Consider the following 15,719-nt stretch of genomic DNA (forward strand, 5'->3'; position numbering starts at 1 on the left):
TCCGTTCTATACTTGCTAAAAAGAGGACTTGATAGCCAAGTCCTCTCTTCAACCTTATCTATTTCTTTCTTTGATTCTGGCAGCTTTACCACGAAGGCTACGCAGATAGTAAAGTTTCGCACGGCGAACTTTACCATGACGGATTACTTCGATTTTATCGATCTTTGGTGTATGCAGTGGGAATGTTCTTTCCACTCCAACCCCGTAAGATACTTTGCGAACCGTAAAGGTTTCGCTTACTCCACCGCCACGGCGCTTGATAACAACACCTTCAAACACCTGAATACGCTCGCGTGTACCCTCGATAACTTTTACGTGTACTTTCAAAGTATCCCCTGGGCGGAACGCTGGAACGTCCTGACGGATTTGCTCCTGAGTAATTTCTTTCAATAGCTCTTGATTCATCGCTTATGTCCTCCTTCCACACAAGTGTTCATACTATCCAAGCCAGAAAGCCTGTCGCTTCTAGCTCCAGCAGAGGACCACCGTATTCAAACCAACAGAACATATTTTATCATATCCATATCGGAAACACAATATGGATTTTACGTTTCCCGTTCAAACTCTGCAATCCAGCTTTTCTCTGCCTTCGTCAGCTTGTCCGGATTGATCATTTCCCTTCTTCTCTGCCAGGTGCGCCGCAGAGATTCCTTCTGTCTCCACTCTTCAATTCGCTCATGATGGCCGGACAGCAGCACATCCGGGACCGCCCAGTCACGATAGACGGCGGGGCGCGTATAGTGCGGATATTCCAGTCTGCCTGTACTGTGAGAATCGGTAATCGCAGAGCTTTCGTTGCCCAGAGCGCCGGGGAGCAGTCGAACGACACTGTCGATGATGGTCATCGCGGGAATCTCTCCACCAGTCAAGACATAGTCGCCGATCGATATCTCGTCCGTCACGAGGTGTTCCCGAATGCGCTCATCATAGCCTTCGTAATGTCCACAGACCAAAATCAGGTGTTCCTCTCTGGACAGTTCTTCTGCCTTGCGCTGATGATACGGCTCGCCTTGCGGACAGAGCAGGATCACTCGCGGCGACGCAGCAGGTCGATCGGAGGCCGACACCAGATTCTCCACCGCACCGAATATTGGCTCTGGCTTCAATACCATTCCCCCACCGCCGCCATACGGATAGTCATCCACCGTTTGATGCTTGTTCGTGGAGAAGGAACGAAAATTGACAGCCTGAAACTGAACGATCCCTTTTTCCTGTGCCTTGCCCATGATGCTTGCTTCAAAAAAGGAGCCAAACATCTCCGGGAACAAAGTCAACACATCGATCCGCATCAGACAAGCCCTTCTAGCAGATGAATACGGATTTTTTTGGCCTCTATATCCACTTCGAGCACGACATCTTTAATATATGGAATGAGAATCTCCTTGCCCTTTTCACCTTTGACGATCCACACATCGTTTGCTCCGGTCGTCAGAACATCCCTGATCTTGCCCAGATGCACTCCTTCATCCGTGATGACTTCACAGCCTACAATTTCATGGACATAGTACTCATTTTCCTCGAGGGGGACAAACTGCTGCTCTGTAATGTTGAGCGTTCCCCCTTTATACTTTTCCACTTCATTGATATTGGTAAATCCATCAAACAGGATAATATAAGATCCTTTGTGCGGTCTTGCCGACTTAACGGTCCATGGAATCGGTTTGGATTCATTTGGATGAGACAGCCAAAGCTGGCTTCCCTTTGCGAATCGCTCTTCTTCGAAGTCTGTCGTGGAGATGACCTTCAGTTCCCCCCTGATGCCATGGGTATTCACAATTTTAGCTACCTGATACAGTTTTTCCTCCATCTTGTTTCCTCCTCTTCAAACTTTTTTTCTGAATCTATACTCCAAAATCCCTATTACGCTGTTCTTCTGACTTGCACATCTCTTCTGTACTTCTTTTCTGTACTGCACTGCTCTATATCCAAAGGCCACCTAGGCGTTTCGTCCAACGATTCGCCTGTTGCCTGTTCATCCGTATGGATAGTATGCCCCACTTCACATGCGCTCTCTGCAAACTGTACCTGCAACATAACATGCAAGAAAGATTTGAGGATAACGCGTACAATCAAGTGGGAGACCCCCTGAGAACCTGGCGAGAAACCTAAATAACCGGGCATATGTAAAAAGGGTTAGGAAATAGTTCCCAACCCCTGTGCTGCAGATCGATTGCAATCTGTTACGACTGAATATCTACAATCACTTTTTTGTTCAACTTCACTGCGGCGGATGTCACAACGGTACGCATGGCTTTCGCAATTCGGCCTTGCTTGCCGATGACTTTGCCAATGTCGTCCGGATGAACAGACAAGGCGTACACGATCGCGTGCTCCTTCTCCGTTTCTTCTACATGGACATCCTCTGGATGGTCAACCAAAGCTTTCGCGATGACTTGAATCAGATCCTTCATAAGCGATCCCCTTCCAATCCATTATTTCTGCAGCTTGGACTCATGGAATTTTTGCATAATTCCAGCTTTGCTGAACAGGTTGCGTACAGTGTCAGAAGCCTGAGCACCGTTGTGCAGCCATTTCATTGCTTTCTCTTCGTCAATGTTAACTTCAGCCGGTTGAGCAATCGGGTTATAAGTACCGATCTCCTCGATGAAACGACCGTCTCTAGGAGAACGGGAATCGGATACAACCAAACGATAGAATGGAGCTTTGTGAGCACCGATACGTTTTAAACGGATACGTACTGCCATGTTGAATTCACCTCCTTGCAAGAATCAATACCAAGCGTGATGCCTGGTTTAACCAAAAGGGAAGTTCATCCCTTTTTTCATTTTCTTTTTCATTTGCTTGTTGTTCATCATACCTGAGAACTGCTTCATCATTTTCTTCATTTCGTCAAACTGCTTGATGAGGCGGTTCACTTCTTGTATCGACGTCCCGCTTCCGGCAGCCAGCCGCTTCCGGCGACTTGCGTTTAGAATCTCGGGATGCTGTTTTTCCTCTGTCGTCATGGACTTGACAATGGCGACAACCCGGGCCATTTGCTTGTCATCCACATTCAGATTTTTCATGCCCTTCATTTTGCCCATGCCCGGCATCATATCCATAATCTGATCCAGCGGACCGAGCTTCTTCACCTGCTCCATCTGTTCCAGGAAATCTTCGAAGGTGAATTCCGCCTTGCGCATTTTGCGCTCAAGTTCCTTCGCCTTGTCTTCGTCGATGCTGGACTGTGCCTTCTCGATCAAGGTGAGCATATCGCCCATACCGAGAATCCGGGATGCCATGCGTTCAGGATGGAACGGCTCCAGGGCATCCAGCTTCTCGCCCATCGCAGCAAACTTGATCGGACAGCCTGTCACGGCCTTGACAGAAATCGCCGCACCGCCACGGGTATCCCCATCGAGCTTCGTAAGGACGACACCGGTCAGTTCCATTTGCGCATGGAAGCTTTCAGCTACGTTGACCGCATCCTGTCCGGTCATGGAATCGACGACCAGCAAAATCTCATCTGGCTTGACGGTCTCGCGAATCTGCTTCAGCTCATCCATCAGGTTCTCATCGATATGCAGTCGTCCTGCCGTATCAATCAACACATAGTCATGATGATCCTTCTTCGCAAGCTCAATCCCTTGGCGCGCGATTTCTACTGGGCTCACCTGATCGCCAAGTGAGAAGACCGGCACCTTCAGTTGCTCGCCAAGTGTTTGCAACTGCTTGATGGCCGCTGGCCGATAGATATCACCGGCTACCAGCAACGGCTTGTGGTTCTGCTTCTGGAGCAATTTCGCAAGCTTTCCAGTGGTGGTCGTCTTACCTGCACCTTGCAACCCCACCATCATAATAACCGTTGGAGGACGGTTGGATTTTTCCAGCTTACTTTGCGTTCCGCCCATCAGCTCTGTCAGCTCTTTGTTCACGATATCTATGATGACCATCGCCGGGGTGAAGCTTTTCATCACTTCCTGTCCGACCGCTTTTTCCTTGACCGTGGAAATGAACTGCTTCACGACCTTGAAGTTAACGTCGGCCTCCAGAAGCGCAAGACGGACTTCCCGCATCGCTTCATTTACATCCTCTTCGGTTACTTTTCCTTTGCCCTTCAGCTTTCCGAATACGTTTTGCAATCGACTCGTCAAACCTTCAAATGCCATGTCCTCACCTCCTCCGTGTAATCAAACGCGATGTCCCTGTCCGGACATTTCAATCTATATCCATCTATTTCGTTCTGTAACCATGCATTTCTGTATCCATGTATATGGAACGATATCCGTATATCGATCTGTTTCCATCGTATTGGATGTGGCGTATTTGCTGTGGCTCAGGATTGTTCGAGTTTCCTGAAATACGGTGCCAGCAGCGCCATCGTTTCGGGATGCTTATCCTGTAGCAGGTGTTCCATAGCTTGCAGCGTATCCCGTCTCGATTCGTCCTTGCGCAGCAGACCCAACTTGTCTTCTACATCCTCAAGCGACTGCTCTGCGCGCTTGATATGCTCGAATACGGCCTGCCGGCTCGTTTTCACCAGGTCAGATATTTCTCCGAGTGAATAATTGTCCTGATAATAATACAGCAGAACAGCACGCTGTTTATCCGTAAGCAGCGGAGCGTAGACATCGATCAACATGTTGATGCGAGTTACTTTATCCAGGGCATCCATGGCTCATCCTCCTTGCTCCGTCTGTCCTTGCAAATCCGTTTTCCTTGACACTTCACCTATCTTACTGGAAACAAAGATCGGTGTCAAGTATATTTCCTTGTCACCGATCTGTTTCAGAATAAATGAAGTTGGATTTGCCTATATCCGGGGTCTTTACAGGCGCTCTGAAGGTTCCTCTAGCTCTTCCCGCTCTTCTTCCCGTTGAATGAAATCACTGAACAGTGCATGGACGAATTGATCCGGATCGAAATCCTGGAGATCATCCATCTTCTCACCCAGACCCACCAGCTTGACTGGAATATCCATTTCCTGTCTGATGGCAATGGCAATCCCGCCTTTTGCGGTCCCGTCCAGCTTCGTCAGCACCAGGCCGGTCACTCCGGTCTTCTCCCCGAACAGCTTAGCTTGGGACAACGCATTCTGTCCGGTAGTCGCATCGAGGACAAGCAACACTTCATGCGGCGCATCCGGTACCTCTCGCTGAATCACTCGGTAAATCTTGTTGAGTTCTTCCATCAGGTTGACCTTGTTCTGCAAGCGTCCTGCCGTATCGCAAATGAGAATATCTGCATTCCGGTTTTTGGCTGCCTTCAAGGCATCATAGATGACCGCAGCCGGATCGGACCCTGCCTGCTGCTTGATGACTTCAACTCCCACGCGATCTCCCCATACTTCCAACTGTTCGATCGCGCCGGCACGGAAAGTGTCCCCCGCCGCCAGGACAACCTGCTTGCCTTCCTGCTGATAGCGGTGAGCTAGCTTGCCAATGGTTGTTGTTTTTCCCACTCCGTTGACGCCGACGAACAAGATCACCGTCAACCCATTGTCAGAGAGCTTGATCTGATTGGCCGTCACTTGATCTTCACCCTGCAGCAGCTCAACCAGCTTCTCAGACAATACCGGTTGAAGTTCGGCGGCATCCTCAATTTTACGCTTGCGCACCTCACTGCGCAGATCATCGATCAATTCCATCACGGTATTGACTCCTACGTCCGCCGTGATGAGAATTTCCTCCAATTCCTCATAGAAATCTTCATCGATCTTTTTGCGGCGGATCATCAGATCCTCGACACGCTCCACAAATGCGGATCTTGTTTTTGTCAGTCCTTCTTTAAACTTGTTCGTGACATTCTCTGTTTTTGTGGAGATGCTCTCCTTCAGCTTCTTAAAAAAGCTCATCGGGGACTCTCATCCTTTCCTATCTGATCTGATGTCGAAAATCTGGTTTGTATTTACATGCGTTCCTCCTCATAGAGAGGATAACAACACTTAAATCCTTCACTTAGGCGGATACCTGCGCTTCTTCCTCATCCAGTCTGACGGAAACAAGTTTGGACACGCCGCCCTCTTCCATCGTGACCCCATAGAGGACATCCGCCTCTTCCATCGTTCCCTTGCGATGCGTCACCACGATAAACTGTGTCATCTCTGAGAAGGTACGCAAATACTGGGCAAACCTCGCTACGTTGGCTTCATCGAGCGCCGCTTCGACCTCATCCAGCACGCAGAACGGAACTGGCTTCACATTCAATATGGCAAACAGCAGCGCAATGGCGGTGAGCGCTTTCTCTCCTCCTGACAACAGCTGCAGGTTCTGAAGTTTCTTGCCGGGCGGCTGGGCCACGATCTCAATACCTGTATTTAGCAAATGATCGGGATCTTCCAGAATAAGGTCAGCGCGTCCCCCGCCAAACAACTTCGAGAATACATCGACAAAATGAACGCGTATCTGGTCAAAGGTCGTTCTGAATCGCTGCGACATTTCCTTCTCCAGCTCCTGGATCACCCCATACAGCTGTTGCTTGGCTTCAACCAAATCCTGCTGCTGATCACTCAGGAAGGCAAACCGTTCACTGATCCGCTGATGTTCCTCAATCGCTCCGAGATTGACATCTCCCAGGGCACTGATCTGCCGCTTCAGTTCCCGAACCAGGTTTTGCGCGGCTTGCACGTCCTCCGGTAGTGGGTATCGCTGCTTGGCCAGTTCGAAGCTCAGCTCATATTCCTCGGCCAGCTTCTTCAGCAAATTCTCCAGCTCTACATCCAGCCGATTGACTTTGACTTCTGTTTGGTGCATATGCTGCTCTACCTGCTTCAGCTCTGCCCGTTGCTCCTTCGTATCGCTTTCCTTGAGCTCCAGCTCCTGAATCGTCTTGATGCGCTCCGCCCGTTTATACTCCAGCTTCTCCCCAATATCGGCCTTTTGAATTCTCAGCTGGTTGATCTGTTCGATCTGACCGGATATTCGGGTAATCATCTCCTGTAGGCTTTGCTCAATATGATGCTGAAACTGCTGACCTTCCTCCATCTCTCGGGACAGCTCCTTCATGGAACTGGCAAGCTTTTTCAACTGCTCGTCATATCCCTGCTGCTCCTTCGTAAGCGAGGCGGCTTCGATCTTCAAGTCGGTCAACGTGCTCTGCAACTGTTCCTTCACGCTGAGGTTCGATTTTCTCGCTTCCTCGGCCTGCTTGATCTGGTGGTGAAGATGCTGCTCCTGCTGCTCAGCTTCCTTCAGCTTTTCCTCCAAGTGCTGTCTGCGTCCGGTCAGCTCACCCGATTCAGTGCGGTTCAGCTCAAGCTCCTGTCTGGCAATCTGCAACTGCATGGCGACAGACTCCTTCTCTGCCTGTACGCGCTTCATCTCGCTATTCCATTGCTGCTCTTGCAAACGCAGGCTTTCTCCTTCTTCACGCAAGGCTTCCAGCTTTTGCTTGCCTTCGTGCATAAAGGTTCGCATGGCGCCCACTTTGCTGTTCAAGGCTTGCAATTGTGCGCTCATCTCTGCCATTTTCTCATCTAATTCTTCTATTTGCCGATGACGTCCGAGCAAATTCGCCGACTTGCGCTGCGAGCTTCCGCCTGTCATAGAGCCTCCCGCATTGACGACGTCCCCATCCAGGGTCACGACCCGGTAACGATATTGACAGCCCGCCGCGATCCGGTTTGCCTGCTCCAGCGTTTCCGCAATGACCACCTGGCCCAGCAAACTCGACACGATGGAATCATACGTGTCTTCATAATCCACCAGGTCTACTGCGATCCCTACAAATCCTTCGATACCGGACAGTTTGGATCGCTCCTGATGCTGTATGAACCGACCACGAATAACATTAAGCGGCAAGAAGGTCGCCCGCCCCAACTGTCTCGACTTGAGAAATCCGATGGCGGTTCGCGCAGCTGCCTCATCTTCCATCACAATATGCTGCAGCGCACCGCCAAGCGCCGTTTCTACCGCCTTTTCAAGTCGGGCCGGAACCTGAACAAGCTCTGCCACAGCTCCGTGTACCCCTCGCAGTCCATTTCCACGCTCACGGGCCTTTAGTACCTCTTTGACCCCATGCTGGAAACCATCAAAATCGTTCTGCATTTCTTTCATCGTATCCCGACGGGACTGCATGGCATCGAGCTGCTGCTCCCATTTCCGCTCTGCCAACAGGGCTTCTTCCAGCAGCTTTTGCTTCTCTTCCAATTGCGCCGCCAATGATTGATAACCTTCTCTGGTCTCATTCAAACGGGAAACCAGCTCCTGCTGCTTGCGCTCTGTATCCGCGAGCTCCTGGGCAAGCCGTTTTTCCTGCTCGGCTGATTTCTCATACTCCTCTGTCAGCTTAGCTGCCTGCTTGCCTGCACTCTCATTTTGCTGATCCAGATATCGCAGTTCATTACGTAGCTGAGCCGCTTCGTTCAAGGTCTCCAGCAGCTCGGTTTTCAAGCGATCCTCATGATCCTCGGTCACTTCACCCGCAATCCCCTGCAATCGCTTTGCTTCCGCTTCAATGGTCGTTTCCAGTTCTTGAACGCGGTCTTTCAATTGATCACGCTTTTGTCTCAGTTCCGCCAGCTCTTGTTCTCTTTCCGTCTGATGATGCTGATCGCGATCCCATTTCTCCTGCCTGGAATCAAGCTGCTGATGCAGGTTCTTCTCCCGCTCCTTCAGCACTTCGCGGTGGCCTTCGCTCTTTTCGAGTTCCTCACTGCATGTCAGCAATTGCTGCTGCAACTGTTCCAGTTCTTCTTCCAGGTTGCGTATGTACGTGCGCTGTCCTTCGAGCTGTACGTCATGCCGTGAGACGACTGCAGCCAGTTCAGCCTGACGCAGCTTCAACTCCTCCAGTCGCTGCTCCGCATCCTTCCAGGACTGGTGGATTTCTTCAATCTGATGCACATAAACGGATATTTCATTTTGCTTCAATTGCTCCTTCAGCTGTTTGAAGGTCGCGGCTTTCTCTGCCTGCTCCCGAAGTGGTTCAATCTGATCTTCAATCTCTGCAATCAAATCATGAATACGAATCAGATTTTGTTCCGTGTCATCCAGTTTTTTCTCTGCTTCTTTTTTTCGTGACTTATATTTTACAATGCCCGACGCTTCCTCAAAAATACCTCGCCGATCTTCAGAACGGGTACTGAGAATTTCCTCAATCCGACCCTGACCGATGATGGAATACGCTTCTTTTCCAATCCCCGTATCCATGAACAACTCCGTAATGTCACGAAGACGACAGGCCTGTTTATTGATAAAGTATTCGCTTTCTCCACTACGATGCAGTCGGCGTGTAACCGTGACTTCACTATAGTCAAGCGACAGCTGTTGATCCGTATTGTCCAAGGTTAAGGAGACCTCGCCAAAATTGACCGCTTTTCTCGAATCACTCCCGGCAAAAATGATATCCTCCATTTTGCCGCCTCGAAGCGAGCGAGCGCTTTGCTCTCCCAACACCCATCTGATGGAATCGGAGATGTTGCTCTTGCCGCTTCCATTTGGACCGACGACGGCCGAGATGCCTTGCACAAATTCAAGCTCGGTCTTTTCTGCAAAGGACTTGAATCCCGCCAGTTCTAATCGCTTTAAATACATGATCTCACCCCACCCTACATTGTATCACATGTCTGCCAAAAGCGAATTCGTTTTTTATTCGTTTGCCTGGATGAGAACAACCCGTCTGCTAGGGTGCGATATGCATGTAATCATCCTTCGAACCGTACAAATAAAGAACGAGAAAAACTGTGTAGCAAGATGGCGCGATCATCAACAAAGCAGCTTACATGGTCATCGGGATTGATCTCGATGGGATAAGGACGTACTGGGCATGTGGATTGGCGAAAATGAATCTGCAAAGTTTTGGCTGAGCGTACTGAATGATTTGAAGAACCGAGACGTAAGTGCATCATTCACCAGATTCGCAATTCCACCCGTTATGTTTCCTACAAGGATTTGTAAAAGGTCACAGCGGATCTGAAGCCCATTTATAAAGCCGCGACAGAAGAAATGGCTTTGATGAAACTGGATCGGTTTGAAGAAACCTGGGGAAGCAAGTATCCCCTCATCATTCGCTCCTGGCGCAACAACTGGGAGGAGCTTGCCACCTTCTTCAAGTATCCACCCGAGATCCGAAAGCTGATCTACACCACCAATATCATCGAAAGCTATCATCGCCAATTACGAAAGGTGACCAAGGGAAAGAGCATCTTCCCGACGGATGACGCTCTCTTAAAACCTCAATTTTAATTCACAACTATTCTGGCTTTTCTAACCATTGGGTTACTTTTTCATTCATTTCTTGTCGCAATTCCTTTATGTTCCCAGTATCTTGATGAGCCAATTTAAAGTATTTTTCGGGAAACATTTTTTTCAGAGAGGGCTGATACTCATCACCGTCTTGAGGTTCTATGTATTCAATAACAGAATACTTCTCTCCATTTTTACTTAACTGAATTACGGCAGGTAATGAATGCCCAGCTTGAAATTCTGTTCCAGTCGATTTATTAAAGCCACCATAATAAGACCAAATATAGACGGTTATTACCCCGTCCGTTTCATTTGTGCCATACACTTTGTGGATTTCAAATTGCTTTTCTGTTTCATAATATAAGGTTGAATACTTTTGAATAATGTAATCAGAAATGACTTCATTCATTTCTTTGGTTACATGCGTATCCCCGTCTTGTAAGTTAACCACATTCCCACTACAACCAGCTAATAATAATGCTCCAAATAATATAAATAAAATTCTTGATTTGAAATTGTTCATCAAAAGTCCCATTCCTCCCATTGTAAACCGTTTTTTTGTCGCCCGCTATCTCAACAAGAATACGCAGAAATCCGAAGCAGTTTGTTCGTGTCATTCACCGTAAACAGGCATGATTTAACCAACATATTTTTCTTGTTCGATGCCGTATTCTCATATTCCTTGCTGTCTATATAACGGAATCAAGCCAAATAATGTTGCAAATATTTGGTTGCCACACCATTGAAGCGGTCTATCCATTTCTTCAAACGACTGTGGTAGCTGTTGAGTTTTGGATGTGGTATACACCCTTCACCCGTTGTTTGCCATCGGACTTGAATCGGTAGTGAGCTAAGCCTTTTACACTCGCATAGGAGCTGAATGCCCGCCAAGCATCCGTACAAAGCACGTTCGATTCCGACAGATGACCGCCAATCGCTTCATCTAATTTGTTTGTCCGAATACGACCACGCCCAAGAACACCTGAGTAGGTCGTCTTCTTACGGTCTCGGGCGACGAGGACACATACCTGGTCTTTGCTGATACCACGATATTTGGCTTTTCCTCCGCGTTTGCGGGGTTTACGGTCAGCAATTTTCCGTTTGCTTTTTTCTGAGTACAGAAAGTAGGTCTCGTCCATTTCAACGATACCCTGGAATGCTTCAGCCTGCAATCCACCTTTACATCTTACATAGTTATTAAAATAAATTTTATATAAAATAAGGTAATATATAACTTTAAACGTTAAATATACTAAACGACAAAAAAACGCCCAAACCACTGCAGGTTACCTGTGCGCTAACCTGGTAGTTTGGGAGTTTGTCACACTTTTACACCAATGCTTTCAACGCTTCGGCAGCTGCTCTTTGTTCGGCTTCCTTCTTGGATCGTCCGCTGCCTGTTCCGAGCAACTGATCATTCATATGAACCTCCGCCACGAATTCCCGATCATGTGCAGGTCCCCGCTCGTCCGTAATGCGGTAACTGAGACTGCCAAGCCCCTGCTGCTGAACCTTTTCCTGCAACTGGGTCTTGTAATCCTGCACCTGTGGTTTCCCGTCATCCGCAAGTTGAGGAAAAACGTACTGCTTCAGGAATGTCTTGACTGCCGGCAAGCCCTGGTCCAGATACAATGCGCCAATAAAAGCTTCAAACACATCGGCCAGCAAAGCAGGACGTGTTCGTCCACCCGTCATCTCTTCCCCTTTGCCCAGGCGCACATACTCGCCGAATTGCAGCTGATCTGCAAAGTGGACAAGAGATGGCTCGCAGACAATGGAAGCTCTCAGCTTGGTCAACTCACCTTCAGAAAACGTATGATGGCGATGATACAAATATTCGGACATGGCAAGCTCCAGCACGGCATCGCCTAAATATTCCAGGCGTTCATTGTCCTCATACTTCTCCATGCGATGTTCATTCACATAAGAAGAATGGGTAAACGCCTGTTGCAGCAATCGCTTTTCCTCAAACTGCACACCCAGGCGCTGCTGCAATTCCTGTAAATTACGGTGCATCGATGTCCCCCCCTTTGCTGCTCAGCTGGTTCACAGCTTTTCGCTCACTGTGGAAGCTTGAAGATCGGGCACTAGGCTTCAAACTTTTTCAAAATGACGGTTGCATTATGGCCGCCGAATCCGAAGGAATTAGACATGGCAATGTTCAATTCCGTATGACGCGGCGTATTGGGCACATAATCCAGATCACAAGCCGGGTCTTGATCCTCAAGGTTAATCGTCGGAGGAATCACCCCGTTTTGCAGGGCGAGCCCGCAAATGACGGCTTCAATGCCGCCGGCTGCTCCCAACAGGTGGCCCGTCATGGACTTCGTGGAGCTGATCGCCAGCTTGTAGGCATGGTCGCCAAACGCTTTTTTCACGGCTTCGGTTTCAGACTTGTCACCGACAGGAGTGGAAGTTCCGTGTGCATTGATGTACTGCACCTCTTCTGCTTCAATTCCCGCATCCCGGATCGCGCTTCTCATACATCTTGCGGCTCCGCTCGGGTCTGGCTCCGTCATGTGATGGGCATCTCCGCTCATGCCATAGCCAATGACTTCGGCATAAATCTTCGCGCCGCGTTTTTGTGCATGCTCCAGTGATTCGAGAATCAAAATGCCGGCACCTTCACCCATTACAAATCCGTCGCGTCCTGTGTCAAACGGACGACTCGCCTTTTCCGGTTCCTCATTGCGCGTTGACATGGCGCGCATGGAACAGAAGCCTGCCATCCCAACCGGGGTAATGGTCGCTTCCGCACCGCCACAGATCATGACATCTGCGTCTCCGCGCTGAATGATCTTGAATGAATCACCGATGGAGTGCGTACCTGTTGCGCAGGCCGATACAGGTGTGCTGTTAGGCCCTTTCGCACCCGTTATCATGGATACCTGTCCCGATCCCATATTGGCAATCATCATCGGAATGAAAAATGGACTGACCCGCTTTGGCCCTTTCTCCAGCATCGTACGGTGCTGCTCTTCCCATGTACCCAGTCCACCAATACCTGAACCAATATAAACCCCCACACGCTCGGGATCCGTATCTTCCTGAATGTTCAGACCCGCATCCTGAAGCGCTTGCAGACTCGCTGCTGCAGCAAACTGCACATAGCGGTCCATGCGTCTGGCTTCCTTGCGTTCGAAATAGTCTTCCGCGTTAAAATCTTTTACGTATGCGGCTATTTTAGTTGAGTAGTCCGAAGTGTCAAAATGTTCAATCTGGCTGATGCCGGATTTGCCTTCCAGCAGGCTGCTCCAGAACGTCTCCACTTCTTTGCCTAATGCAGTGATCGTACCCATTCCTGTTATGACGACTCTATTTTTCATCCGTATACACCTCTATCCCTAGCTTTGGAACACCCAGTAATCTATATAAAGACAAGACATACTTTGCATTTTACCCTCTATGCCTGTATCCATTTCTTTCTGTATCCAGTCGTTCTTCAAACCCGTACCTATTCGCATCGTCTTGCACGATGCCTGTTCAGTGAGCAGGTAAATGTGAGAGAGTCCCGTTTGTAGCAAACGGGACTGCTGGATGGGATTCAATCGTCGAATTACTTTTGTGCGCTTATGTAATTCACGACTTCTCCCACTGTTGAAATTTTCTCAGCATCTTCATCAGAGATTTCCATATCAAACTCATCTTCCAATTCCATGACTAGTTCGACAACATCTAGAGAATCTGCGCCCAAGTCATCTTTGAAAGATGCTTCCATTGTCACTTCAGATTCGTCAACACCTAGACGATCTACGATGATTTTCTTTACACGATCCAGTACTTCTGTCACCCGGCTCACCTCCTCCATGGTATTATACGAGAATTCAGTTTAAAATGCCATAGGTCAGGCTGGTTACATCACCATGCCACCATCGACATGAATGGTTTGTCCTGTCATGTAAGCGGCATCCGGCGATGCAAGGAAGACGACCGCTTTGGCAATATGCTCAGGCTGGCCCATCCGACCCAACGGGATTTGCTGCAGGATTTGCGCTTTTTGCTCGTCCTTCAGCTCATCGGTCATGTCGGTTTCGATGAATCCCGGAGCTACGGCATTCACCGTAATCCCGCGGCTGGCAAACTCGCGCGCACAAGATTTAGTCAAACCAATCACTCCTGCTTTGGCAGCCACATAATTGGCCTGTCCGGCATTACCCAGCACGCCTACAACAGAGGAGATATTCACAATACGTCCTGAACGCTGTCTCATCATCTGACGCGTCACGCCACGTATGCAATTATATACCCCTTTGAGATTGGTCGCGATGACCTCGTCAAATTCTTCCTCTTTCATGCGCATGATGAGGTTGTCTCGCGTAATACCAGCGTTATTGACTAGAATGTCCAATTTTCCAAATTGATCCGTCACCTGCTGAATCATTTCATTGACTTGAGCTGAATCGGAGACGTTTGCCTGGATTTTGACCGCTTTGCGTCCCATCGCTTCAATCTGCTCCACCACCTCCTGGGCGGCCTGCTCACTGCCCGCATAATTGACGGCTACATCGGCACCCGCTTCCGCAAGGGCCAGTGCGATCGCTTTTCCGATCCCACGTGAAGCACCCGTCACGAGCGCAACCTGATTGCTTAATGACATCTCCCATCCTCCTCTTCCTATTTCACATTGCCGTGTCTACTCGGTCTGACTCAAGCTGGCCTGTACCTTTTCGAGCGCTTCTACACTATTGATGGACACCACGCTCACACTGCGATCCATCTTCTTGATCAGTCCTGCCAGCACACTGCCAGATCCAATCTCATAAAACGTATCTACGCCCTGCTCAATCATCCATTTCACACTGTCTTCCCATTGAACCGGAGACACCACCTGATCGACCAGCAGCTGGCGCAGCTCACGTCCTTCTTCTACAGCTTGTGCGGTTACATTGGACACTACCGGAATCGATGCATCACCAAAAGTGAGATCCGTCAGTACCTTCGCCAGTTCATCCGCAGCCGGCTGCATCAGACTGGAATGAAACGGCCCGCTAACCTCCAGCGGCATGACCCGCTTGGCACCCGTAGCTTCCTTGCCACGTTCCACCGCCAACGCCACACCTTGTGCGCTGCCTGAGATCACAATCTGACCTGGGCAGTTGACGTTTGCCATTTCCAGTGAATGCCCTTCAGCGGAAATGTCCGAACACAGTTGCTCCAGCTTGTCACGGTCTGCACCGAGTACCGCAGCCATCGCCCCTTCGCCTGCCGGAACAGCGCTCTCCATGAACTCGCCACGCTTGCGCACGATCCGTACCGCATCTTCAAAGGACAGAACATTTGCCGCTACCAGCGCACAATATTCACCCAATGAATGCCCAGCTGTATAGTCAGCTTGCAAACCCAGCTCCTTGAAAGCCTGGAGAATGGCGATACTGGTCGTCAGCAATGCCGGTTGTGTATGCGCCGTTTTCTTCAGTTCCTCCTCCGGCCCCTGGAAAATCAGATCCGTGAGGGAGAAGCCCAGCTGTGCGTCGGCCTCATCAAAAATCGTGCGCGATGCCGTATACTGCTCATAAAAATCGTGTCCCATACCTACCTTCTGAGCTCCCTGTCCCGGGAATACCCATGCTGTCTTGCCCATGCTCATACCCCTTC

15 protein-coding genes and 2 pseudogenes are annotated in these 15,719 nt (G+C 49.4%); 1 reads left to right on the forward strand and 16 read right to left on the reverse strand.

Annotated elements, in window-relative coordinates; translation table 11 throughout:
- Positions 1–54: 54 nt before the first annotated feature.
- From rplS to smc, 9 genes are all read right to left on the reverse strand, one after another.
- Positions 55–405, reverse strand: coding sequence for a 50S ribosomal protein L19 (gene rplS, locus ACFSUC_RS00765; protein ID WP_379927474.1), 351 nt, complete (start codon positions 403–405; stop codon positions 55–57).
- Positions 406–545: 140 nt separating this feature from the next.
- The gene (gene trmD, locus ACFSUC_RS00770; RefSeq protein ID WP_379927475.1) at positions 546–1,289 is read right to left on the reverse strand and encodes a tRNA (guanosine(37)-N1)-methyltransferase TrmD; all 744 of its coding nucleotides are present in this window, start codon (positions 1,287–1,289) and stop codon (positions 546–548) included.
- The gene (rimM, locus tag ACFSUC_RS00775; protein ID WP_379927476.1) at positions 1,289–1,807 is read right to left on the reverse strand and encodes a ribosome maturation factor RimM; all 519 of its coding nucleotides are present in this window, start codon (positions 1,805–1,807) and stop codon (positions 1,289–1,291) included. Before rimM ends, trmD begins: the two co-directional genes overlap by 1 nt.
- A gap of 373 nt (positions 1,808–2,180) precedes the next feature.
- Entirely contained in the window at positions 2,181–2,411 is a 231-nt protein-coding gene (locus ACFSUC_RS00780) for a KH domain-containing protein (RefSeq protein WP_379927477.1), read from the reverse strand.
- 21 nt (positions 2,412–2,432) lie between these two features.
- Entirely contained in the window at positions 2,433–2,705 is a 273-nt protein-coding gene (gene rpsP, locus ACFSUC_RS00785) for a 30S ribosomal protein S16 (RefSeq protein WP_379927478.1), read from the reverse strand.
- Positions 2,706–2,753: 48 nt separating this feature from the next.
- Complete coding sequence (gene ffh, locus ACFSUC_RS00790; protein WP_379927479.1) at positions 2,754–4,109, reverse strand: signal recognition particle protein; 1,356 nt, start codon at positions 4,107–4,109, stop codon at positions 2,754–2,756.
- 167 nt (positions 4,110–4,276) lie between these two features.
- On the reverse strand, positions 4,277–4,615 hold the full coding sequence (gene ylxM / locus ACFSUC_RS00795) for a YlxM family DNA-binding protein (RefSeq protein WP_379927480.1): 339 nt from the start codon (positions 4,613–4,615) through the stop codon (positions 4,277–4,279).
- Between the two features lie 153 nt (positions 4,616–4,768).
- On the reverse strand, positions 4,769–5,794 hold the full coding sequence (gene ftsY / locus ACFSUC_RS00800) for a signal recognition particle-docking protein FtsY (RefSeq protein ID WP_379927481.1): 1,026 nt from the start codon (positions 5,792–5,794) through the stop codon (positions 4,769–4,771).
- Positions 5,795–5,897: 103 nt separating this feature from the next.
- Positions 5,898–9,473, reverse strand: a complete 3,576-nt coding sequence (gene smc, locus ACFSUC_RS00805) for a chromosome segregation protein SMC (RefSeq protein WP_379927482.1) — start codon at positions 9,471–9,473, stop codon at positions 5,898–5,900.
- 155 nt (positions 9,474–9,628) lie between these two features.
- Here smc and ACFSUC_RS00810 point away from each other — a divergent pair.
- Positions 9,629–10,112, forward strand: a pseudogene (locus ACFSUC_RS00810) (transposase); the annotation flags it as partial.
- Positions 10,113–10,131: 19 nt separating this feature from the next.
- Here ACFSUC_RS00810 and ACFSUC_RS00815 read toward each other — a convergent pair.
- From ACFSUC_RS00815 to fabD, 7 genes and pseudogenes are all read right to left on the reverse strand, one after another.
- Complete coding sequence (locus ACFSUC_RS00815; protein ID WP_379927483.1) at positions 10,132–10,647, reverse strand: hypothetical protein; 516 nt, start codon at positions 10,645–10,647, stop codon at positions 10,132–10,134.
- 50 nt (positions 10,648–10,697) lie between these two features.
- Positions 10,698–11,284: pseudogene (locus ACFSUC_RS00820) on the reverse strand (IS1595 family transposase); the annotation flags it as partial.
- A gap of 169 nt (positions 11,285–11,453) precedes the next feature.
- The gene (gene rnc / locus ACFSUC_RS00825) at positions 11,454–12,140 is read right to left on the reverse strand and encodes a ribonuclease III (protein ID WP_379927484.1); all 687 of its coding nucleotides are present in this window, start codon (positions 12,138–12,140) and stop codon (positions 11,454–11,456) included.
- Positions 12,141–12,211: 71 nt separating this feature from the next.
- Positions 12,212–13,450 carry a beta-ketoacyl-ACP synthase II gene (gene fabF, locus ACFSUC_RS00830; RefSeq protein ID WP_379927485.1) on the reverse strand — a complete coding sequence of 413 codons (1,239 nt, stop codon included), beginning with the start codon at positions 13,448–13,450 and terminating at the stop codon, positions 12,212–12,214.
- Between the two features lie 230 nt (positions 13,451–13,680).
- Positions 13,681–13,914, reverse strand: a complete 234-nt coding sequence (gene acpP / locus ACFSUC_RS00835) for an acyl carrier protein (protein ID WP_379927486.1) — start codon at positions 13,912–13,914, stop codon at positions 13,681–13,683.
- A gap of 63 nt (positions 13,915–13,977) precedes the next feature.
- Positions 13,978–14,721 carry a 3-oxoacyl-[acyl-carrier-protein] reductase gene (fabG, locus tag ACFSUC_RS00840; protein WP_379927487.1) on the reverse strand — a complete coding sequence of 248 codons (744 nt, stop codon included), beginning with the start codon at positions 14,719–14,721 and terminating at the stop codon, positions 13,978–13,980.
- 36 nt (positions 14,722–14,757) lie between these two features.
- Positions 14,758–15,705 carry an ACP S-malonyltransferase gene (gene fabD, locus ACFSUC_RS00845; RefSeq protein ID WP_379927488.1) on the reverse strand — a complete coding sequence of 316 codons (948 nt, stop codon included), beginning with the start codon at positions 15,703–15,705 and terminating at the stop codon, positions 14,758–14,760.
- Positions 15,706–15,719 lie beyond the last annotated feature (14 nt).

The organism is Marinicrinis sediminis (assembly GCF_042685085.1).
In the GTDB taxonomy this organism is placed as follows: domain Bacteria; phylum Bacillota; class Bacilli; order Paenibacillales; family KCTC-33676; genus Marinicrinis; species Marinicrinis sediminis.

Bases quoted from the DNA above. Each gene is read 5' to 3' on its own strand.
- rplS (WP_379927474.1), bottom strand. From the start codon at position 405: ATGAATCAAGAGCTATTGAAAGAAATTACTCAGGAGCAAATCCGTCAG.
- ACFSUC_RS00780 (WP_379927477.1), bottom strand. From the start codon at position 2,411: ATGAAGGATCTGATTCAAGTCATCGCGAAAGCTTTGGTTGACCATCCA.
- rnc (WP_379927484.1), bottom strand. From the start codon at position 12,140: ATGCACCGTAATTTACAGGAATTGCAGCAGCGCCTGGGTGTGCAGTTT.
- rimM (WP_379927476.1), bottom strand. From the start codon at position 1,807: ATGGAGGAAAAACTGTATCAGGTAGCTAAAATTGTGAATACCCATGGC.
- ylxM (WP_379927480.1), bottom strand. From the start codon at position 4,615: ATGGATGCCCTGGATAAAGTAACTCGCATCAACATGTTGATCGATGTC.
- ACFSUC_RS00815 (WP_379927483.1), bottom strand. From the start codon at position 10,647: ATGAACAATTTCAAATCAAGAATTTTATTTATATTATTTGGAGCATTA.
- ftsY (WP_379927481.1), bottom strand. From the start codon at position 5,794: ATGAGCTTTTTTAAGAAGCTGAAGGAGAGCATCTCCACAAAAACAGAG.
- fabD (WP_379927488.1), bottom strand. From the start codon at position 15,705: ATGGGCAAGACAGCATGGGTATTCCCGGGACAGGGAGCTCAGAAGGTA.
- smc (WP_379927482.1), bottom strand. From the start codon at position 9,473: ATGTATTTAAAGCGATTAGAACTGGCGGGATTCAAGTCCTTTGCAGAA.
- fabG (WP_379927487.1), bottom strand. From the start codon at position 14,721: ATGTCATTAAGCAATCAGGTTGCGCTCGTGACGGGTGCTTCACGTGGG.
- ffh (WP_379927479.1), bottom strand. From the start codon at position 4,109: ATGGCATTTGAAGGTTTGACGAGTCGATTGCAAAACGTATTCGGAAAG.
- rpsP (WP_379927478.1), bottom strand. From the start codon at position 2,705: ATGGCAGTACGTATCCGTTTAAAACGTATCGGTGCTCACAAAGCTCCA.
- fabF (WP_379927485.1), bottom strand. From the start codon at position 13,450: ATGAAAAATAGAGTCGTCATAACAGGAATGGGTACGATCACTGCATTA.
- trmD (WP_379927475.1), bottom strand. From the start codon at position 1,289: ATGCGGATCGATGTGTTGACTTTGTTCCCGGAGATGTTTGGCTCCTTT.